The organism is Pseudomonas sp. GL_139_B (genome assembly GCF_057834475.1).
Window position 1 is genome coordinate 1,031,545 of the sequence record NZ_CM174403.1, and the last position, 19,354, is coordinate 1,050,898.

The following is a 19,354-nucleotide window of genomic DNA, read 5'->3' on the forward strand; positions in this document are numbered from 1 at the left end:
AGCCCGGCTTGCCAGTGATGGCGATCTCAAGTACGTCATCGCCGGCAAGCCGGGCTCCTACAGGTGTTTCATCCGCGAAAGCGCGGTGTCAGAGACGGGATTCCGTATTACCAGCAGATGCCTTCGGTGCGGCCGCTGACGCTGGTGGCTTTGCTCATGAAGCCCACCAGGTCGACCACTTGCTTGCCGTTCGGAGCGTTCTGCGCCAGGGCGCGGAATTTTTCGTCACGGTTGCCGAGGATGATCACGTCGGAGTTGTTGATCACGTCGTCGAAGTCGGAGTTGAGCAAGGATGAGACGTGGGGGATTTTCGACTCGATGTAATCCTTGTTCGCGCCGTGGACTCGGGCATATTCGACGTTGCTGTCGTAGATGCTCAGGTCGTAACCCTTGCCGATCAGCATTTCCGCCAGATCAACCAGCGGGCTTTCACGCAGGTCGTCGGTGCCGGCCTTGAAGCTCAGACCCAGTAGGGCGACTTTGCGTTTGTCGTGGCTGGAAACGATGTCGAAGGCGTTTTGCACCTGGGACTCGTTACTGCGCATCAGCGAGTTCAGCAACGGGGCTTCCACGTCCAGGGAGCCGGCGCGGTAGGTCAGGGCACGTACGTCTTTTGGCAGGCAAGAGCCGCCGAACGCGAAGCCTGGGCGCATGTAGTACTGGGACAGGTTCAGGGTTTTGTCCTGGCAGACCACTTCCATCACTTCACGGCCATCAACGCCGACAGCCTTGGCGATGTTGCCGATCTCGTTGGCGAAGGTGACCTTGGTGGCGTGCCACACGTTGCAGGTGTACTTGATCATCTCGGCAACGGCGATGTCCTTGCGGATGATCGGTGCGTCGAGTTCTTCGTACAGCGATTGCAGAACGTCACCGGATGCTTTGTCGAATTCGCCGATGACTGTCATTGGCGGCAGGTCGTAGTCGGCAATCGCGGTGCTTTCACGCAGGAACTCAGGGTTCACTGCAACACCGAAATCAACGCCGGCTTTCTTGCCGGAGCAGTCTTCGAGAATCGGGATTACCACGTTGGCCACGGTGCCCGGCAGCACGGTGCTGCGAACCACGATGGTGTGGCGGGTGGTCTTGTCACGCAGGACAAAACCGATTTCGCGGCACACGGCTTCGATGTAGTTCAGTTCCAGGTCGCCGTTCTTCTTGCTCGGCGTACCCACGCAGATCATCGACAGGTCGGTGTCACGAATCGCCTCGGCGAAGTTGGTCGTGCCGCGCAGTTTGCCGGTATCGATACCCTTGCGCAGAAGCTCGCCCAGACCCGGTTCAACAATCGGTGATTTACCGGCGTTGATCATATCGATTTTGTCTTTGGCCACATCGACGCCAACGACGTCATGGCCCCGTGCAGACAGGCAACCGGCACAAACAGCGCCGACATAACCCAAACCAAATATGCTGATGCGCATCGCAATTACCTCTCTGTTATCAAGACTGTATTCAACAAGCCATTAGATGGCCGGAGTTAAGGGTGTTCAGCGGTCATGGTGCACTCGAAAGTGCGGCTTACAGGCGCCACAATGCCGTGTGCTGGCATATTAAGTTTCGAGTGTCTAAATAAGTTCACTCAAGATGTGCGCAACTAGGCCTTATTGTTATGACGTGCCCTGTTATGCATCCGATCCTCTGATCTGAGGACGCTGGTGCAAGGATCTTGCGCGCTCAATGCCAGGCAATACGCCTGTAAATCAAGCGGTTGGGTGCTCAGGTGAGCACGTTTATAGGGGCGCTGCCTTGGCCTTGTAGGGGATATTAATGGTGTATATCTCCTGTCCCTGTGTGTGCTGCCCAAATAAGCGACTCAAGGGCTGAAGTTGATGTGGCAACTTCGCTATGTGAATGGCTTGTCTGCGTAAGTTATCTCGTACAAGCACGTTGATAATCGTTACCGGTGGTATGAGCTACGCATTTGGACATAGTTCCAGTCCGCCTATCACGAAATCTGAAATTTCTTGAAATATTAGAAAAGATGGCACTACTTTCATATTGATGGCACTTGCAGTTTCACCCTTGATACATAGGGTGATCACCGAGTTCGATAGTTTTATGCCACTACCGATAAAAATTTTCAGTGCCACTACTGAAAAAAAACATCGAAGTCGAGTGAAACTAAAGTTAGAAAAGGAGGTGATGTTTTTTTGGCGCCAATAAATCAGCTGTGCGGGAGGGGGATTGTTGGACGATTTGCGGTGGGGGCACGACGAGGGTGTCGATGTCGTGCGCCCTATATGTGCATTTATTCGGGCGCGTGATCGCGCAGGAAAACCAGATTGTCCGGTTTCGACTGCTCGGCGCTGTAGCGGTAACCCTGAACGTCAAATTGCTTGAGGTCGGCGGGGTTGTTGATGCGCTCTTCGATGACGAAGCGGCTCATCATGCCGCGGGCTTTTTTCGCGTAGAAACTGATGATTTTGTACTGACCGTTCTTCAGGTCCTTGAAGTCGGTATTGATGATGCGCGCGTTCAAGGCGTTGCGTTTGACGGCCGAGAAATACTCGTTGGACGCCAGGTTCAGCAGCACGTCATCGCCTTGATCGGCCAGCGCTTCGTTCAGCCATTCACTGATTCGCGTGCCCCAGAAAGCGTACAGGTCCTTGCCACGGGCATTCGCCAGTTTGGTGCCCATCTCCAGCCGATACGGCTGCATCAGGTCCAGCGGTCGCAGCAGGCCATACAGGCCGGACAACATTCGCAGATGCTGTTGGGCGTAATCGAAATCGGCTTCGCTGAAGGTTTGTGCATTCAAGCCGGTGTACACGTCACCTTTAAAGGCCAGTAGCGCCTGCTTGGCGTTTTTCGGGGTGAACGCGGGTGTCCAGCTGCCGAAACGCGCGGCGTTGAGCCCGCCGATCTTGTCGGAAACGTGCATCAACTCGCTGATTTGCGCCGGTGTCAGGTCGCGCAGCTGCATGATCAACTCTTGGGAGTGATCGAGGTACTGCGGCTGGGTAAAGCGCTGGGTCGCCGGCGGTGTTTCGTAATCGAGGGTCTTGGCGGGGGAAATCACCATCAGCATGAAGTCGTCTCCTTTAATCGTGGGCGCGATTCTAGGGGGTAGCGCCGGATGACTCCAGCTATCAAGGCGATAGGTGATCGGTGGTGATGCACATAACCTGTGGGAGCAAGCTCGCTCCCACAGTAGTTCTGTGTCACTGCGGGAGTTGGGACTGGATCGGCTATAGTGCCGCGCGGGTTTTGTTATGGAGACATCCCATTGCGTATCGTTTTTCTATTCTCGGCCTGGCTGTTGAGCTTTGGCGCCTTGGCGGCGCCCGGCGATGTGGCGACGCTAGATCGCAGCACCTGGCCTGAGATGCTCAGTAGCCCGACCCTGTTCGATGTGGCGTCGCGGGCCGAAATCCTCATGTTTGCCCGTGTGCTGCTGGCCAGCGAATCGCTGGACGAATCCGCCATGGCCCAGCATCTGGGATTACGCAAAATCAATCTGGAAGCGGTCAACCAACTGCGCCAGCGCTTGTGGCAGCGCTTGCTGACCAATTACAACTTCGCCCAGCAAAGCTGCGATCAGGATGCGTCTTTCTGTTTCCTGGTCGAGGACATTGACACCTTGCGCGGGCAGGCGGCCAAGTTCCAGGTCAGTGACGACAGCTACTACATCAAGTGGGCCGAACCGAGCCGGTTGTTCCACGCCCAGTATCTGGACGAGCAGCTACGCAAGGCCGCCCTGTTCCCACAGATCAGCAGCGAAGTCGATCGTTTTGGCGACTATGAGCGCAACGGCGACGGGATGCATGACCGCTTGTTTTTGCTGACCTTCGACAGCGCCGCCAACGTCGCGCCGGACAACACCGCTTGGGTCGCCGAGTACCTGCGCAAGTCGAACATCAGCGGCACTTTCTTCGTCCTTGGCAAGGATATTCAGGCGCGTCTGGCCGATGGCTCGGTGGCCAGCCTGCAAGCGATGTACTCGCAGCAGTGCATCGGCGTCCAGGGCTGGGAGTTCCGCTCCCACAGCCACTGGCAGGACTGGCAGGACTCGGTACGACGCAGCGTTGAACTGGTCAAAAGCAAGTTGCCGGAGAATTACGTGCCGCTGTTTCGTCCGCCCGATGGCCAGCGCCGCTCCGATGCCGAAGGCTTCTTCAGCGCTCAGGGCTTGCGGGTGGCGCTATGGGATATCGATGCGCAGGACGGAGCGGGCAAACTCAAGGGCAATCCGAGCGCGCAACGCGTGTTGACGCTGATGCTGCTGTGGCGCCACGGCGTGATCAATTTCAATGTGAAGCAGGATGCGGTGAAAACGGCGATGCCTTGGCTTATTACGCAAACGGCGCAAAGCGGGATCGGTTGGGAAGACTGTCAGGATGGTTTTCACTGAAACGCAGTTAATTGGCACAAGCGCCGTAAACATTGGGTTTGGGGCGTTTTTGAGAGAGATTTCGATGCAGGCGGACTTCCGACTTTAACGGGGTGATGGCAGTCCGCCAAGTGTTATTGGTCACTCTGAAAAATAAACTTCAAAAAAACGTCAAAGTACTTTTTTCTGTCATGGGTTTTGGAGTATTACGAAGACAGACCGCCGAAACCTGCAACACAGGTGGCGTCTCCCAAGACCCAGCTTGATGCAGTTCACTTGAGTCCCAGCAGGTGAATTCGGTAGTCACTTCGAGGCGCAGCACTGTCACGGTATTGCGTCGAATGGCTCCCACAAAGGTGACCGAGTATGGATGATCACGGACGTAGTTCTTCCTCCAACCAGCCAATCCTTTATGTACTCGATACCAACGTATTGATTCACGATCCAAACGCGCTGCTCAACTTCGAAGAACACCACGTTGCCATCCCGATGACCGTCCTTGAAGAGCTCGACAAGCTCAAGAGCGGGCATCACAGCGTGGCTGCGGAATGCCGTCAGGCCATTCGCCTGATCGACAAGACGCTGGGCGATGCCAGTCCTGAAGATGTAGAGCTGGGTGTTCCGATCCAGCGTGGCAAAAGTGGGCCCAAGGGTTTGCTGTCAATTCTGATGAGCAAACGCGCCGAACCGAACATCATTCTTCCCGAACACCTGAACGACAACATCATCATCAATCAGTTGATTGATCTGCACGCGCGCGAACCCAAGTTGCCCGTCGTGCTGGTCACCAAAGATATCAACATGCGCCTCAAGGCCCGGGCGTGCGGGATCGCGTCCGAGGACTACAGCACCGACCAGTTGGTTGACGACGTTTCATTGCTGCCCAACGGATACCACAACATGACCGGCTCCTTCTGGGACCGTGTGAGCAAGGTCGAAACCCGTCAGGACCATGGCCGTACCTGGCACGAGGTGCAACTGATCGACAACCTGCCGGCGGTGCACGTCAATGAGTTCATCATTGATGAGCAGGGTTTTGTCGGCTGGATTAAGGAAATTTCAGAAGACCGATTGCTGATCCTGGACCTGCATCAGGAACCGCTGTTGCATCAGGAAGCCTGGGGGCTCAAACCCCGTGACATCTATCAGAGCCTGGCGCTGTTTGCCTTGCTGGACCCGGATATTCACCTGGTCAACCTGACCGGTGCGGCCGGCTCGGGTAAAACCATCCTGGCCCTGGCAGCAGCGATCGAGCAGACCATGGTCAGCAAACGTTATCGCCGGATCATCGCCACCCGAAGCGTGCAGGGCCTGGACCAGGAGATCGGCTTCCTGCCCGGTACCGAAGCAGAAAAAATGGAGCCTTGGCTGGGCGCCATCACCGACAACCTCGAAGCCTTGCACATGGACGACGAAAACACCCATGGCAGCGTCGACTACATCCTCAGCAAAGTGCCGTTGCAGTTCAAATCCCTCAATTACATCCGAGGTCGCAGCTTCCAGCAGAGCCTGATTTTGATCGATGAATGCCAGAACCTGACGCCGCACCAGATGAAAACCATCATCACCCGTGCCGGCGCCGGTTCCAAAGTGGTGTGCCTGGGCAACCTGGCGCAGATCGACACCCCTTACCTTTCCGCGACCAGCTCCGGGCTGACGTACCTGACCGAACGCTTCAAAGACTTCCCCAATGGAGTACACATCACCCTGCAAGGGGTGCCTCGCTCGATTCTGGCTGAATACGCTGAATCGCATTTGTAACTGCTTCATCCAGACCGGGCGGCCCTTAAAGGTCGCCCGGTTTTTTATGCCCAAAACATAACCCTGTGGGAGCGAGCTTGCTCGCGATAGCGGTCTGACATTCAGTATTGATGTTGACTGATATACCGTCATCGCAAGCTCGCTCCCACAGGGTTTAGTGCTGAGCCGATAATCAAACGTGCGGAAAATTGACCCGCAGGTTTACAATCGACGCTCCTGATCAGGAGTAACCCTGTGCTGACTCATCTCGATTCCCAAGGTCGCGCCAACATGGTCGACGTCACCGAAAAAGCCGTGACGTTCCGTGAAGCGACGGCCCAAGCGCTGGTGCGCATGTTGCCCGACACCCTGCAGATGATCGTCAGTGGCGGTCACCCCAAGGGTGATGTTTTTGCCGTGGCGCGTATTGCCGGCATTCAGGCGGCGAAGAAAACCAGCGATCTGATTCCTCTGTGCCATCCGCTGATGCTGACCGGCGTCAAAGTCGAGCTCAGTGCCGAAGGTGACGACACCGTGCGCATCGTCGCGCGTTGCAAGTTGTCCGGGCAGACCGGCGTCGAGATGGAAGCGCTGACCGCTGCCAGTGTGGCGGCATTGACCATCTACGACATGTGCAAGGCTGTGGATCGCGGCATGACCATTGAAAGCGTGCGCCTGCTGGAGAAGGTCGGCGGCAAGAGCGGTCATTTCCAGGCAGATCAGCCATGAACATCACGGTGAGATTTTTCGCTCGATACCGTGAAGCGCTGGGCGTGGATTCGGTCAAGGTTGAGGGTGATTTCGCCACGGTCGATGACGTGCGCGCGCTGCTGGCTCAGCGCGACGGTGCCGATGTGCTGAGCGAGCAGAACCTGATGTGCGCCCGCAATGAAGACCTTTGCCAGCTCGACGAACCGGTTAGCGATGGTGATGAAGTGGCGTTCTTTCCGACCGTGACCGGGGGCTGATCCATGGCGATTCGCGTGCAGTCCACGGCGTTCGACCCCGGTACTGAAGTCAACGCCATGCACGCCGCCAATGTCGGCGTGGGCGCGGTGGTGAGTTTTGTCGGCTATGTGCGCGACTTCAATGACGGGCTCGATGTGGCGGGGATGTTTCTTGAGCACTACCCGGGCATGACCGAGAAGGCCCTGGGCAAGATTGCCATCGAGGCCGAGCAGCGCTGGCCGCTGTTGAAGCTGGAAGTGTTGCACCGCATAGGCGCCCTGGAACCGGGAGAACCAATCGTCTTCGTTGGCGCCGCCAGCGCTCACCGCCAGGCAGCCTTCGATGCCTGTGCGTTTGTCATGGATTATCTGAAAACCCGTGCGCCGTTCTGGAAGAAAGAAGTCACCAGCGAAGGCGCGCGATGGGTGGAAGGGCGTGACAGTGATCATGCGGCGGCGGATCGCTGGAAGCAGTAGTTCCTGCGGTACTTTCAAATAAGTCATCGCGAGCAGGCTCGCGATGGGGCCATTCGCTACACCCAATAACCTCCTGACTCCCCGCCCGACCATCGGCCAGGCATGATCCTGCTTGCCCGATTGACGATTAATACATAAAAGTCCAGTATGGAAATCTAAGTACAAAAAAGGTGTCCCCCGTTTTTGCTCTTTCTTCTGTCTTGCCAAACCAACAACAACCCGCGAGAGAACGAACATGAAGAAATTCCCCCTCATCACCGGTCTGGCCCTTAGTCTGTTGGCGTGCAGCAGCGTGTTTGCCGCCGAGAAAGCCTTGCGCATCGGTATCGAAGCCGCTTACCCGCCGTTTGCTTCCAAAACCGACGAGGGCAAGATTGTCGGTTTCGACTACGACATCGGTAATGCCCTGTGCGCGCAGATGAAGGTCCAGTGTGTGTGGGTCGAAGGCGAATTCGACGGTCTGATTCCTTCCCTGAAAGTGAAGAAAATCGACATGGCCCTGTCGTCCATGACCATCAACGAAGACCGCAAGAAGTCGGTGGATTTCACCCACAAGTACTACTTCACCTCATCGCGCCTGGTGATGAAGGACGGCGCGGTGGTCGATGACCAATATGCCAGCCTCAAAGGCAAAACCATTGGCGTACAGCGCGCCACCACCACTGACCGTTTTGCCACCGAAGTTTTCGAACCCAAGGGCATTAACGTCAAGCGCTACAGTAACAACGAAGAAATCTACATGGACCTGGCCGCTGGTCGCCTCGATGCGATTTTTGCCGACACCATTCCTTTGAATGACTTCCTGTCGATGCCGCGTGGCAAGGGCTACGCGTTTGTCGGTCCGGAGTTGAAAGACCCGAAATACGTGGGGGAGGGCGCCGGGATCGCGGTGCGTAAGGGCAATGCTGAGTTGGTGAGCGAACTGAACGCGGCCATTGATGGCATTCGCGCCAATGGCGAATACCAGAAGATCTCGGACAAGTACTTCAAGTCGGATATCTATGGTGACTGATAGATAGCTATCGCGAGCAGGCTCGCTCCAACAATGGATCTCTGTACGCCATAGATCTCCTGTAGCAGTGAGCCTGCTCGCGATGAGTCCCTTTCAAACAACACATTCCTCAGGGCTCAGCCCTTCAATTCCTTCAATTCCTTCAAATGCTTGTAAACCGTCGCCCGCCCCATGTTCAGCACATTGGCCACATAGTTCGATGCGCTCTTGCCCTTGAAAGCCCCTTCCGCATGCAGCGCCAAAACCAGTTCGCGTTTGTGGTCGCGTGTCAGCAGGTTCAGGCTCAGTTGACGTTCGCGCAGCCAGGCGTGCAGGAAGGTATTGATCCGCTCCTGCCAGTCATCACGAAACAGTGAGTCTGGTTGCGGGATCAGTTTGCTGGGCGACAGGAACAGGTCGAGCGCCGCTTTTGCATTTTCGAATAGTGAGATGTTCAGGTTGACGCACAGGACCCCGAGCGGATGACCTTCGCTGTCGCGCAATACGGTACTCAAGCTACGAATTTTCTGACCATCCCAATTGAGTTTCTCGTACGGTCCAATGTTGGTTTCGCTGACATCGTCACTGAGCATGTCCTCCAGCGCGGCGTCATCGCCGATTTCGCGTTTGGACAGGTTATTGGCGATGTAGTCGATTTTTTGCGTGCGAAGGTCGTGCAGCACCACCTCGGCATGGGGGAAGAACAGCGTGGCGATGGCATCGGCAATCGCACGGTAATTGTCCAGCGCCGGGTCTTTTTCAGGTGCGTTCATACAGTGGAGCTCCAGGCAGCGTCAGCGCCCTGCAAAAGGGGCGCTGGAAGTTTGCCGTAATCGTGCGGACACGTCACCTGAACAGGCGATCGGGGGAGAGCATGCCGGTGTCCAGGCCGAAACGTGTGAGCTCCACGGGCAAGGTTTCACCGCGTACCAGCGCAGCACTGGCCTGGCCCATGGCTGGCGAAGTCTGGATGCCGTAGCCACCTTGTGCCGCCACCCAGAATAGGCCTGGAACCTGTGGATCGAAACCGGACAGTAAATCACCATCGCTGACAAAGCTGCGCAACCCGGCCCAGGTTCGGGTCGGACGGCGGATGGTCAGGGTGGTGGCTTCTTCGATCTGATAAATGCCCATGGCGATGTCCAGCTCTTCGGGCTGTACGTCGTGCGGTTCCACCGGGTCGGCGTTGGCCGGTGAGCCGAGGAACATGCCGGCGTCGGGTTTCATGTAGAAAGATTCGTCGAGGCTGACCAGCATTGGCCAGTGATGGATATCCACGCCCTCAGGGCCGGCAAAGATAAAGGCAGCACGGCGCTTCGGTTGCAGGCCCAGCGGCCGGGCACCGGCCAGTGCGCCGATTTTGTCAGCCCAGGCACCGGCGGCGTTGATGATGACGGGGGCGCTGAAGGTCTGGCTGTTGGTGGTTACCTGCCACACACCCGCGGCATCGCGGGCCAGGCCGAGCACTTCGGTGTCGGTAATGACTTGGCCTTTGTTACGACGGATGCCGCGCAAGTAACCTTGGTGTAGGGCATCGGTGTCGATGTCGCTGGCGGTCGGGTCATAGATCGCACCATGGACTTTTTCCCGGCGCAGGATCGGCATGCGCGCACAGGCTTCGTCGGCACTGAGCAGTTGCATCTCGGGCACCGTGGCTTTGGCGCTGAGGTATTGATTGTTCAGTTCGGCAGGGTCACCCGTGAAGTCCACGGTCATCTCACCGCGCGGCGTCAGCAATGGGTGTTCGCAGAAACCGGCGGGCGGGGCGTCGAAAAAATCGCGGCTGGCTTGGGTCAACGCGCGCACCTGGGGTGTGCCGTAGGCGGCGGTGTACAGCGCGGCGGAACGTCCGGTGGAGTGATAGGCCGGATGGGACTCGCGTTCGAGCACAATCACTCTGGCATGCTGCGATAGCCAAAAACCGGTGGAAGCTCCGGCAATCCCGCCGCCGATGATGATGAAGTCTGCCTGGCTCATGAACGTCTCCTTTTGAGCGCAAATGCCAAAATGGGGGAGATCCCCTGTAATTGGATGGACTCGCCCGCTCCTACAGGGACCTGGGTGTTAGTGCTGTAGTTGGTAAATGGCATTGGCCACCGCGATGTCTTCCAGGCCCAGGCCGATGGAGCGGAAGAACACAGTCCGGTTGTAATCAGGGCGCTGTACCTTGCCGCTCAGCAGATCGGGCAAGTCGCCGACAATCAAGCGCTTGTCCCAATCATGCTGCTCACCAGCAATCAGCATCTCACCCGCCGAACCCGGCGTGGTCAGGCGATAGTCGCAGAACACTTGCATGTCATTGAGGCTCTGCGGCGGCACTTCGTGGGCGCGCGCGGCATTGGTGCTGATGGAGGTGATCAGTGCCGGTTTGCTCAACCTCGACGGGTCGATCACCGGTCCTGCGGACGAGGTGCACAGCATGATCACGTCGACGTCCTGAATCGCTGCTTCGCAACTGTCGACGATGGTCAGGCGTGGGTCGAGGCTGTTGATCTGAGCCAGTGCTTCAGGATCCTTGTTGCTAAGGCTCGGCGAAAACAGGGTGATGCTGTGCCAATCACGCAGATCCTTGACGTAGTGCAAGTGCGCTTGAGCGACTTTGCCGCTGCCGATAATCGCCAGACGTTGCGCTGCTAACGGGGCGAGTGCGTCGACGGCCACAGCGGTGGTTGCCGCCGTGCGTGCGGTGGTCAATTCACCGGCATCACACAGCAGCAACGGCTGGCCGGTCTGCATCGACATCAGCAGTGTCCACGCGGTCACCAGCGGACCTTGTTCACGCACGATGTACGGCGAAGTTTTAACCCCGTAGACACCGTCTTGCGCCAATACGCCGAGGTAGTTGATGAAGTCGCCAGCGCCCTGCGGGAATTCCACCAGTTGCTGTGCCGGTTGTACGGCCTGGCCGGCGGCCAAGTCGCGGAACAGCTTGCGCAGGATCTGCGGCACGTCGACTTTCGCCAGCAGCTCGCGGGCCTGGGATTGGGTGATCACGTAAGGCGTACTGGACATGGCCGGCTCCGGGTGCTGAATTAAACTAATTTGTCCATTATGGACTTTTAGTTGTCTCGGGCAAGCTCCTGTTGAAAAAAACCAGGCAAAAAAAAGCGCAGTCCGTTTCCGGCTGCGCCTCTTTCTGCAAATCCCGGTTACGGGCGTTTGCGCTCAACCGCCCGCAGTAGATGCGTCGGTGGTGTTTCACAGCTGATTTTGCGACCCAGCAATGCCTCGATGGACGGTAGCTGGTAAGAGTCATCTTCACCGGCGAAGCTGATGGACACGCCATCGGCGCCAGCACGACCGGTACGACCGATACGGTGTACGTAGTCGTCCGGGACTTCCGGCAAGGTGAAGTTGATCACATGACTGATGCCGTCGATGTGAATGCCGCGACCAGCCACATCGGTGGCGACCAGTACGCGAATTTTGCCTTCGCGGAACCCTTCCAGGGTCTTGATGCGCTTGTGCTGCGGCACATCGCCGGACAGTTGCGCGGCGTTGACGCCATCACGCACCAGGCGTTCTTCAATGCGGCGTACTTCATCCTTGCGGTTTGCAAACACCATCACCCGCTCCCAACCGTTGTCGTTGACCAGGTTGTAGAGCAGTTTGTATTTGTCCGCACCGGCGACGGCGTAAATGTGCTGCTCGACGTTTTCGCTGGCCACGTTTTGCGCTTCGATCTCGACGATCGATGGCTCGGTGGTCCATTGCTTGGCGAGGTTCATCACGTCTTCGGTGAAGGTCGCGGAGAACAACAGCGTCTGACGCTCGTTCTTCGGCGGCGTCTGGCGAATGATCTGACGCACTTGTGGGATGAAACCCATGTCGAGCATGCGGTCGGCTTCGTCCAGCACCATGACCTCAACCATGTCCAAGTGCACGTCGCCGCGCTGGTTGAAGTCGAGCAAACGGCCCGGGGTGGCCACGAGAATGTCGCAGTGACGGGCTTCGAGGTGCTTGAGCTGCTTGTCGAAGTCCATGCCGCCGACAAACGTCATGACGTTGAGGCCGGTGTATTTAGTCAGGTCGGCCGCATCCTTGGCGATCTGCACCACCAGTTCGCGGGTGGGTGCAATGATCAGCGCCCGCGGTTCACCCATGTAACGCTCTTTCGGCGGTGGGGTTTGCAGCAGTTGGGTGATGATCGAAATCAGGAACGCGGCCGTTTTGCCGGTGCCGGTCTGGGCGCGACCGATGGCGTCTTTGCCCGCCAGGGTGAAGCCCAGCACCTGCGCCTGGATCGGCGTGCAATACGGGAAGCCAAGGTCCTGGATGGCGTGCATCAGTTCCGGGGCGAGTTTGAAATCGTGGAAGCGGGTTTTGCCTTCCTGGGGTTCGACGACGAAATCTTCGAGTTTCCAGGGGATGACGGGTGCCTTGGGCTTGGGTTCGCGACGCGGTTTTGCCGGTTTCGGCGCTTCGCTGCGCGGCTGTTCAGAGGCAACGACCGGGGCGGGAGGGGTGGTCGGTGTGGTTATCGGCTCATGTTTCGGTGCCGCTGCAGTGGCGGTCCGGCCAGGCTGATTACCGTCGGTGCGGTGGCTGGGGGTATGAGACGGAGCGCTGGGAACTGGCGCGAGCTGCTCAGTCTCGCTTTTACCGAACATTTTCTTGAGTGCTTTGAGCACGGTCATCTCATCAATTGGTTAAGGAATGTACGCCGGCCAGTGTAATGCAAGAATCGGGCGCGGCGTAGTGGGATGATCAAAGGGCTGCATTTGCGTAACAGTTAACGCAAACGCTCGGCAAGCCAGACGCCGATGTCGCGAATCTCTTCGGGTAACACTTCGTGGCCCATTGGGTATTCCTGCCATGTCGCGGTGACACCACGCTGCTTCAAATGCTCGTAGGCAGAGCGGCCCATGGAATTTTGCACCACGTCATCGTATTGACCGTGCAAAGACAGCGCGGGAATACGCTGCTGGCTGGCGGAAAGTTCGAGCTCATCGCTGAACGTCGGCGCATAAGTGGAGAGGGCAACTACGCCACCCAGCGGCCCCTGCCATTTCAGGAAAGCGGTGTGCAATACCACGGCGCCGCCTTGGGAAAAACCGGCGAGAAAAATTCGCGAGGCGTCTATTCCGATGGCTCGCTGCACTTCAATCAAGTTGATGATCCGTTGTGCCGACTCTTCCAGCTGTTCGCGATTGATTGCGCGTGCCGGGCTCATGGCCAATATGTCGTACCAGCTCGGCATCTCGTAGCCGCCATTAATGGTGACGGCGCACGTCGGCGCTTGGGGAAGAACGAAGCGGGTAGTCAGAAGGCCTTCCTGTAACGTTTCAGCCACTGGCAGAAAGTCGTAACGGTCGGCGCCCAGGCCGTGCAGCCATATAACGCAGGCGTCTGCAGGCTTTACGGGTTGAAGAATAAGGGGCTCGGTCATGGCTGCTCCATTTTTGTGCGTGCGCGCTCATTGGGTGCGAGATCCAAGTGTGCGCCAGGTTGATCAGTTAAGAAGATGTCGCAAGGCTACAAGTTTTGCTATTGACCTGTCGCGCATTGGCCTCGGCGAGCTGTCTGGTACGGGCTTTGCTAAGGGGAAACGGTGCAACCCATCTCGCGCCTTGCGGTAACACTATCAGTGTACTGCTGGCCGCGGGATAGCAAAGAATCCGGTGATGGATGTTCGCCAGTGGCCGTTACGGGCTTCGCGAACGTGAAAGGGCTACAGCCCGTTCGGCCGATTGGTGAGAAGGGAGTTATCCATGATGTGGATTTTCTCCTACTAGACTCATAGCGCAGGTCCTACGCCGGTTGACCCTAAAAAAAACCAATAAGGGTCGATTACGCCTCAAAAGGGTGCGGAAGGATTCAGCTCCGACACAACAAGAGCAAAACTGGAGGTTTGAATGAAGATGTTGAAATCCACCCTGGCTATCGTGACTGCAGCCGCAGTACTCGGTATCAGTGGGTTCGCTCAGGCGGGTGCAACCCTGGATGCAGTGCAGAAAAAAGGTTTCGTACAGTGTGGTGTGAGTGACGGTCTGCCGGGCTTCTCGGTTCCGGACTCCACTGGCAAGATCGTCGGTATCGATGCTGACTACTGCCGTGCTGTAGCGGCTGCCATTTTCGGCGACGCGACCAAAGTCAAATTCAGTCAGTTGAACGCCAAAGAGCGTTTCACCGCTCTGCAGTCGGGCGAAATCGACATTCTGTCGCGCAACACCACCATGACCAGCTCTCGTGACTCGGGCATGGGCCTGAAGTTTCCTGGCTTTATCACTTACTACGACGGCATCGGCTTCCTGGTTAACAACAAGCTGGGCGTGAAGAGTGCCAAGGAACTGGACGGTGCAACCATCTGCATCCAGGCCGGTACCACCACCGAGCTGAACGTTTCCGACTACTTCCGCGGCAACGGTCTGAAATACACCCCGATCACCTTCGACACCTCCGACGAAAGCGCCAAGTCGCTGGAATCCGGTCGTTGCGATGTTCTCACTTCCGACAAGTCCCAGCTGTTCGCCCAGCGAAGCAAGCTGGCCTCGCCGAAGGATTACGTGGTACTGCCGGAAACCATTTCCAAGGAGCCTCTGGGCCCGGTCGTGCGTAATGGCGACGACGAGTGGCTGGCTATCGCGCGCTGGGTTGGCTACGCCATGCTCAACGCTGAAGAGGCAGGCATCACTTCGAAAAACGTCGAAGCCGAAGCCAAGTCGACCAAGAACCCTGACGTTGCCCGTCTGCTGGGTACTGATGGTGAGTACGGCAAAGACCTGAAAGTGAAAAAGGACTGGGTCGTCCAGATCGTCAAGCAAGTCGGCAACTATGGCGAAGTGTTCGAGAAAAACCTCGGCAAGAGCACCCCGCTGGAAATCGACCGCGGGCTGAACGCCTTGTGGAACGCTGGCGGCATTCAATACGCACCACCAGTGCGCTGATGGTTCTATCGCCCGGCGGGCCAACCGCCGGGTGATGTTCTGTTCCATTACATCCGGGGCACTTCATGCAAAATTCAATCGGCGCACCAAAGCAGAGGCTCAGCCTCAGCGATCCCAAAGTGCGTGCGTGGGTATTTCAGATCATCACCATTGTGGCGGTGGTCTCGATGGGCTGGTATCTGTTCGACAACACGCAGACCAACCTTCAACACCGGGGCATTACTTCCGGTTTCAGCTTTCTGGAGCGCAGTGCCGGTTTCGGCATCGCTCAACACCTGATCGACTACACCGAATCGGACACGTATGCCCGGGTGTTTGTCATCGGCCTGCTCAACACACTGCTGGTGACCTTCATCGGCGTGATCCTGGCGACGATCCTCGGGTTCATCGTCGGTGTGTCACGGCTGTCGAAGAACTGGATCATCTCTAAGCTGGCAACTGTTTATGTGGAAGTCTTCCGCAACATTCCACCGCTGCTGCAAATCCTGTTCTGGTACTTCGCGGTGTTCCTGACCATGCCGGGGCCGCGCAACAGCCACAACTTTGGCGACACCTTCTTTGTCAGCAGCCGCGGCCTGAACATGCCCGCAGCGTTGGTCGCGGACGGTTTCTGGCCGTTTGTGGTCAGCGTCGCTGTGGCCATTGTCGCCATCGTGCTGATGAGCCGCTGGGCGACCAAACGCTTCGAAGCGACGGGCGTGCCGTTCCACAAGTTCTGGGTCGGCCTGGCGCTGCTTCTGGTGATCCCTGCGCTGTGCGCCTTGATATTTGGCGCGCCGCTGCACTGGGAAATGCCGAAGCTGCAAGGCTTCAACTTCGTCGGTGGCTGGGTGCTGATCCCCGAACTGCTGGCTTTGACCCTGGCCTTGACGGTGTACACCGCGGCATTCATCGCCGAGATCGTGCGTTCAGGCATCAAGTCGGTCAGCCACGGCCAGACCGAAGCGGCGCACTCGCTCGGCCTGCGCAATGGTCCCACCCTGCGCAAGGTCATCATCCCGCAAGCGCTGCGCGTGATCATTCCACCGCTGACCAGCCAATACCTGAACCTGGCAAAGAACTCCTCGCTGGCGGCCGGTATCGGTTATCCGGAAATGGTTTCGTTGTTTGCCGGTACGGTGCTGAACCAGACCGGGCAGGCGATCGAAGTGATTGCGATCACCATGAGCGTCTACCTGGCGATCAGTATCAGCATTTCCCTGCTGATGAACTGGTACAACAAGCGCATTGCGCTGATCGAGCGGTAAGGAAAAGCGCATGAGCACTCATACTTTCAAACCTGACATGCCGCCACCGAACCGCAGCATCGGTGTCGTGGCGTGGATGCGCGCCAACATGTTCTCCAGCTGGCTCAACACCCTGCTGACCCTGTTTGCGTTCTACCTGATTTACCTCGTTGTCCCGCCGATCCTGCATTGGGCGATCCTCGATGCCAACTGGGTCGGCACCACCCGCGCCGACTGCACCAAGGAGGGCGCCTGCTGGGTGTTCATCCAACAGCGTTTCGGCCAGTTCATGTACGGCTACTACCCGCCGGAACTGCGCTGGCGCGTGGACCTGACGGTGTGGCTGGCGGTCATCGGCATTGCACCATTGTTCATCTCTCGTTTTCACCATAAAGCGGTGTATGGCCTGAGCTTCCTGGTGTTGTACCCGATCATTTCCTGGTGCCTGCTGCACGGTGGCGTGTTGGGTTTGAGCGCCGTGGCGACCAGCCAATGGGGCGGCCTGATGCTGACCCTGGTGATCGCGACGGTCGGTATCGCTGGCGCTCTGCCGCTGGGTATTGTCCTGGCATTGGGCCGTCGTTCGAACATGCCGGCGATTCGTGTGGTCTGCGTGACCTTCATCGAATTCTGGCGCGGCGTGCCGCTGATTACGGTGCTGTTCATGTCTTCGGTGATGTTGCCGTTGTTCCTGCCCGAAGGCATGAACTTCGACAAATTGCTGCGGGCGCTGATCGGCGTGATCCTGTTCCAGTCAGCCTACGTGGCTGAAGTGGTGCGCGGTGGTCTGCAAGCGATTCCAAAAGGTCAGTACGAAGCGGCTGCAGCGATGGGCCTCGGTTACTGGCGCAGCATGGGCCTGGTGATTCTGCCGCAAGCCCTGAAGCTGGTGATCCCTGGCATCGTCAACACCTTCATTGCGCTGTTCAAGGATACAAGTCTGGTGATCATCATCGGCCTGTTCGACCTGCTCAACAGCGTCAAACAAGCTGCCGCCGACCCGAAATGGTTGGGCATGGCCACTGAAGGCTATGTTTTCGCGGCCCTGGTGTTCTGGATTTTCTGTTTTGGTATGTCGCGCTATTCCATGCATCTGGAACGCAAGCTCGACACTGGCCACAAGCGTTAGGAGTTCTGTAATGAGCGAAGCAATCAAAAAGCCTGTGAGCCCTGAAGGCATTATTCAGATGCAGGGCGTCAACAAGTGGTACGGCCAGTTCCACGTATTGAAAGACATCAACCTGAACGTTAAACAGGGCGAGCGTATCGTGCTGTGCGGCCCGTCGGGCTCCGGCAAGTCCACCACCATTCGCTGCCTCAATCGTCTGGAAGAACACCAGCAGGGCCGCATCGTGGTCGATGGCGTGGAGCTGACCAACGACCTCAAGCAGATCGAATCGGTCCGTCGTGAAGTCGGCATGGTGTTCCAGCATTTCAACCTGTTTCCGCACCTGACCATCCTGCAGAACTGCACCCTGGCGCCGATGTGGGTACGCAAAATGCCCAAGCGTCAGGCCGAGGAAATCGCCATGCATTACCTGGAGCGCGTACGCATTCCGGAGCAGGCGCATAAATTCCCGGGGCAACTGTCCGGTGGCCAGCAACAGCGTGTGGCGATTGCCCGCGCGCTGTGCATGAAACCGAAAATCATGCTGTTCGACGAACCGACTTCGGCACTCGACCCTGAGATGGTGAAAGAGGTGCTGGACACTATGATCGGCCTGGCTGAAGACGGCATGACCATGCTCTGCGTGACGCACGAAATGGGTTTCGCCCGTACCGTGGCCAACCGCGTGATCTTCATGGACAAAGGTGAAATCGTCGAACAGGCCGCGCCGAACGACTTCTTCGATAACCCGCAGAATGAGCGGACCAAGATGTTCCTGAGCCAGATCCTGCATTGATGTCGGCTGACAGGTAAAACAAACCCGGCCTTGTGCCGGGTTTGTTGTGTGTGCTGTTCAGGACACAGTGAGCGTTTCATGTTCTTTGTGAATGATGTCCTTGAAACCTCTCAAGTCTGCGCCTTCGCCCAAACTTCGCGCATCGGTGAGCAAATGCGGGTAGCGATCAAGCAAGCGCATCAGCACCATCAATGCTTTAGGTGGAAGCAGTTCGCCGCGCTCGTAACGAGAAAACGCGTTATGCCCGCCTCCGGACAAAAGCAGAACCGCTTCTTTTTGCGACAGGTGCAGTTTGCGGCGGATTCGCTTCATCTCGTTGCCGATCATTTGTCTGCCGGCGAGGACTAACTCGTCGCCGGCATCCGAATAGCGCTCCGAGCAGCCGGGGTCGAGTATGACTTCCCCGCATGCCTGGCACTCCCATCCAGACAAATCATCAATCCGGCGCTCCATTCCTTTCACGCTCATGGTTTGACCGCGACCTTCGAAGTGCCGCATTCCTTCAGATGCGCCGCAACTGAAGCATTGTTTGGTGTTCATGGGTTTTTCTCCTTGAAGGAGATCACCGGAGGTTCACCGCCTGAGCAATAAGTGACCTTGATGTAAATCTCCAAATCGTGCGAAGTGATGTGGTACACGTCTTGCCAAATCCGATGATCGCTATAGGTTGTCATCGATTTGTACAACATCCTGCCGTGTAATTCGAAAACGACTTCCTGCATTTCCTCGAGGCTTAAACCCAGATCCCGGCCGTTTTTCCGCGCGGTTGCGGTAAATGCATTTTTCCCAAGCCGCCTGACATCGTCCTTGATCACCGTGAGGTTGTAATGGGGCGTGTTCTTCTCCATA

At 57.3% G+C, this 19,354-nt stretch carries 19 protein-coding genes; 10 read left to right on the forward strand and 9 right to left on the reverse strand.

Annotated elements, in window-relative coordinates; translation table 11 throughout:
* Positions 1–107 precede the first annotated feature (107 nt).
* Positions 108–1,424 carry a nucleotide sugar dehydrogenase gene (locus tag AC3ISI_RS04545; protein ID WP_489335657.1) on the reverse strand — a complete coding sequence of 439 codons (1,317 nt, stop codon included), beginning with the start codon at positions 1,422–1,424 and terminating at the stop codon, positions 108–110.
* 827 nt (positions 1,425–2,251) lie between these two features.
* On the reverse strand, positions 2,252–3,031 hold the full coding sequence (gene yaaA / locus AC3ISI_RS04550) for a peroxide stress protein YaaA (protein ID WP_489335658.1): 780 nt from the start codon (positions 3,029–3,031) through the stop codon (positions 2,252–2,254).
* A 198-nt stretch (positions 3,032–3,229) separates the two neighbouring features.
* Here yaaA and AC3ISI_RS04555 point away from each other — a divergent pair, with 198 nt between their 5' ends.
* The 6 genes from AC3ISI_RS04555 (at position 3,230) to AC3ISI_RS04580 (ending at position 8,509) form a co-directional block, all read left to right on the forward strand.
* Positions 3,230–4,354 (forward strand): polysaccharide deacetylase family protein, encoded by a 1,125-nt coding sequence (locus AC3ISI_RS04555; protein ID WP_489335659.1) that lies wholly within the window; start codon positions 3,230–3,232, stop codon positions 4,352–4,354.
* 345 nt (positions 4,355–4,699) lie between these two features.
* Positions 4,700–6,094, forward strand: coding sequence for a PhoH family protein (locus AC3ISI_RS04560; RefSeq protein ID WP_489335660.1), 1,395 nt, complete (start codon positions 4,700–4,702; stop codon positions 6,092–6,094).
* A 234-nt stretch (positions 6,095–6,328) separates the two neighbouring features.
* On the forward strand, positions 6,329–6,802 hold the full coding sequence (gene moaC / locus AC3ISI_RS04565; protein WP_162437327.1) for a cyclic pyranopterin monophosphate synthase MoaC: 474 nt from the start codon (positions 6,329–6,331) through the stop codon (positions 6,800–6,802).
* Positions 6,799–7,041 (forward strand): molybdopterin converting factor subunit 1, encoded by a 243-nt coding sequence (moaD, locus tag AC3ISI_RS04570; protein ID WP_489335661.1) that lies wholly within the window; start codon positions 6,799–6,801, stop codon positions 7,039–7,041. The genes moaC and moaD overlap by 4 nt, the downstream gene beginning before the upstream one ends.
* 3 nt (positions 7,042–7,044) lie before the next feature.
* Positions 7,045–7,497 carry a molybdopterin synthase catalytic subunit MoaE gene (moaE, locus tag AC3ISI_RS04575; RefSeq protein ID WP_489335662.1) on the forward strand — a complete coding sequence of 151 codons (453 nt, stop codon included), beginning with the start codon at positions 7,045–7,047 and terminating at the stop codon, positions 7,495–7,497.
* 235 nt (positions 7,498–7,732) lie between these two features.
* Positions 7,733–8,509 (forward strand): ABC transporter substrate-binding protein, encoded by a 777-nt coding sequence (locus AC3ISI_RS04580; RefSeq protein WP_489335663.1) that lies wholly within the window; start codon positions 7,733–7,735, stop codon positions 8,507–8,509.
* Positions 8,510–8,625: 116 nt separating this feature from the next.
* On the opposite strand, the gene AC3ISI_RS04585 is transcribed toward AC3ISI_RS04580, so the two are convergent.
* The 5 genes from AC3ISI_RS04585 to AC3ISI_RS04605 form a co-directional block, all read right to left on the reverse strand.
* Complete coding sequence (locus AC3ISI_RS04585; RefSeq protein ID WP_489335664.1) at positions 8,626–9,261, reverse strand: helix-turn-helix transcriptional regulator; 636 nt, start codon at positions 9,259–9,261, stop codon at positions 8,626–8,628.
* Positions 9,262–9,334: 73 nt separating this feature from the next.
* Positions 9,335–10,465, reverse strand: a complete 1,131-nt coding sequence (locus AC3ISI_RS04590) for an NAD(P)/FAD-dependent oxidoreductase (protein WP_489335665.1) — start codon at positions 10,463–10,465, stop codon at positions 9,335–9,337.
* 87 nt (positions 10,466–10,552) lie between these two features.
* Positions 10,553–11,500 carry an ornithine cyclodeaminase family protein gene (locus AC3ISI_RS04595; RefSeq protein WP_489335666.1) on the reverse strand — a complete coding sequence of 316 codons (948 nt, stop codon included), beginning with the start codon at positions 11,498–11,500 and terminating at the stop codon, positions 10,553–10,555.
* 137 nt (positions 11,501–11,637) lie between these two features.
* A complete protein-coding gene (gene rhlB, locus AC3ISI_RS04600; protein WP_489335667.1) occupies positions 11,638–13,125 on the reverse strand; it encodes an ATP-dependent RNA helicase RhlB in 1,488 nt (495 codons plus the stop codon).
* A gap of 95 nt (positions 13,126–13,220) precedes the next feature.
* Positions 13,221–13,877: an alpha/beta hydrolase gene (locus AC3ISI_RS04605; RefSeq protein WP_489335668.1), complete on the reverse strand. Its 657-nt coding sequence runs from the start codon at positions 13,875–13,877 to the stop codon at positions 13,221–13,223.
* Between the two features lie 466 nt (positions 13,878–14,343).
* Between AC3ISI_RS04605 and AC3ISI_RS04610 the strand changes: the two genes are divergently transcribed.
* The 4 genes from AC3ISI_RS04610 (at position 14,344) to AC3ISI_RS04625 (ending at position 18,505) form a co-directional block, all read left to right on the forward strand.
* Positions 14,344–15,375, forward strand: a complete 1,032-nt coding sequence (locus AC3ISI_RS04610) for an amino acid ABC transporter substrate-binding protein (RefSeq protein ID WP_489335669.1) — start codon at positions 14,344–14,346, stop codon at positions 15,373–15,375.
* A gap of 65 nt (positions 15,376–15,440) precedes the next feature.
* Positions 15,441–16,622 carry an amino acid ABC transporter permease gene (locus AC3ISI_RS04615; RefSeq protein WP_489335670.1) on the forward strand — a complete coding sequence of 394 codons (1,182 nt, stop codon included), beginning with the start codon at positions 15,441–15,443 and terminating at the stop codon, positions 16,620–16,622.
* 10 nt (positions 16,623–16,632) lie between these two features.
* Positions 16,633–17,730 (forward strand): amino acid ABC transporter permease, encoded by a 1,098-nt coding sequence (locus AC3ISI_RS04620; RefSeq protein WP_489335671.1) that lies wholly within the window; start codon positions 16,633–16,635, stop codon positions 17,728–17,730.
* A 10-nt stretch (positions 17,731–17,740) separates the two neighbouring features.
* Positions 17,741–18,505 carry an amino acid ABC transporter ATP-binding protein gene (locus AC3ISI_RS04625; protein WP_007944823.1) on the forward strand — a complete coding sequence of 255 codons (765 nt, stop codon included), beginning with the start codon at positions 17,741–17,743 and terminating at the stop codon, positions 18,503–18,505.
* 57 nt (positions 18,506–18,562) lie between these two features.
* Here AC3ISI_RS04625 and AC3ISI_RS04630 read toward each other — a convergent pair whose 3' ends face one another.
* Both AC3ISI_RS04630 and AC3ISI_RS04635 read right to left on the reverse strand, forming a co-directional pair.
* Positions 18,563–19,045 carry a type II toxin-antitoxin system MqsA family antitoxin gene (locus tag AC3ISI_RS04630; RefSeq protein WP_489335672.1) on the reverse strand — a complete coding sequence of 161 codons (483 nt, stop codon included), beginning with the start codon at positions 19,043–19,045 and terminating at the stop codon, positions 18,563–18,565.
* On the reverse strand, positions 19,042–19,353 hold the full coding sequence (locus AC3ISI_RS04635) for a type II toxin-antitoxin system MqsR family toxin (protein ID WP_489335673.1): 312 nt from the start codon (positions 19,351–19,353) through the stop codon (positions 19,042–19,044). Before AC3ISI_RS04635 ends, AC3ISI_RS04630 begins: the two co-directional genes overlap by 4 nt.
* Position 19,354 lies beyond the last annotated feature (1 nt).

Excerpts from the sequence above, each read along its gene's own strand:
- AC3ISI_RS04615 (WP_489335670.1), top strand. The coding sequence starts at position 15,441 with ATGCAAAATTCAATCGGCGCACCAAAGCAGAGGCTCAGCCTCAGCGAT.
- AC3ISI_RS04605 (WP_489335668.1), bottom strand. The coding sequence starts at position 13,877 with ATGACCGAGCCCCTTATTCTTCAACCCGTAAAGCCTGCAGACGCCTGC.
- moaE (WP_489335662.1), top strand. The coding sequence starts at position 7,045 with ATGGCGATTCGCGTGCAGTCCACGGCGTTCGACCCCGGTACTGAAGTC.
- rhlB (WP_489335667.1), bottom strand. The coding sequence starts at position 13,125 with ATGACCGTGCTCAAAGCACTCAAGAAAATGTTCGGTAAAAGCGAGACT.
- AC3ISI_RS04635 (WP_489335673.1), bottom strand. The coding sequence starts at position 19,353 with ATGGAGAAGAACACGCCCCATTACAACCTCACGGTGATCAAGGACGAT.
- AC3ISI_RS04560 (WP_489335660.1), top strand. The coding sequence starts at position 4,700 with ATGGATGATCACGGACGTAGTTCTTCCTCCAACCAGCCAATCCTTTAT.
- yaaA (WP_489335658.1), bottom strand. The coding sequence starts at position 3,031 with ATGCTGATGGTGATTTCCCCCGCCAAGACCCTCGATTACGAAACACCG.
- AC3ISI_RS04585 (WP_489335664.1), bottom strand. The coding sequence starts at position 9,261 with ATGAACGCACCTGAAAAAGACCCGGCGCTGGACAATTACCGTGCGATT.
- AC3ISI_RS04545 (WP_489335657.1), bottom strand. The coding sequence starts at position 1,424 with ATGCGCATCAGCATATTTGGTTTGGGTTATGTCGGCGCTGTTTGTGCC.
- AC3ISI_RS04610 (WP_489335669.1), top strand. The coding sequence starts at position 14,344 with ATGAAGATGTTGAAATCCACCCTGGCTATCGTGACTGCAGCCGCAGTA.
- AC3ISI_RS04625 (WP_007944823.1), top strand. The coding sequence starts at position 17,741 with ATGAGCGAAGCAATCAAAAAGCCTGTGAGCCCTGAAGGCATTATTCAG.
- AC3ISI_RS04590 (WP_489335665.1), bottom strand. The coding sequence starts at position 10,465 with ATGAGCCAGGCAGACTTCATCATCATCGGCGGCGGGATTGCCGGAGCT.
- AC3ISI_RS04630 (WP_489335672.1), bottom strand. The coding sequence starts at position 19,045 with ATGAACACCAAACAATGCTTCAGTTGCGGCGCATCTGAAGGAATGCGG.
- moaD (WP_489335661.1), top strand. The coding sequence starts at position 6,799 with ATGAACATCACGGTGAGATTTTTCGCTCGATACCGTGAAGCGCTGGGC.
- AC3ISI_RS04580 (WP_489335663.1), top strand. The coding sequence starts at position 7,733 with ATGAAGAAATTCCCCCTCATCACCGGTCTGGCCCTTAGTCTGTTGGCG.
- AC3ISI_RS04595 (WP_489335666.1), bottom strand. The coding sequence starts at position 11,500 with ATGTCCAGTACGCCTTACGTGATCACCCAATCCCAGGCCCGCGAGCTG.
- AC3ISI_RS04620 (WP_489335671.1), top strand. The coding sequence starts at position 16,633 with ATGAGCACTCATACTTTCAAACCTGACATGCCGCCACCGAACCGCAGC.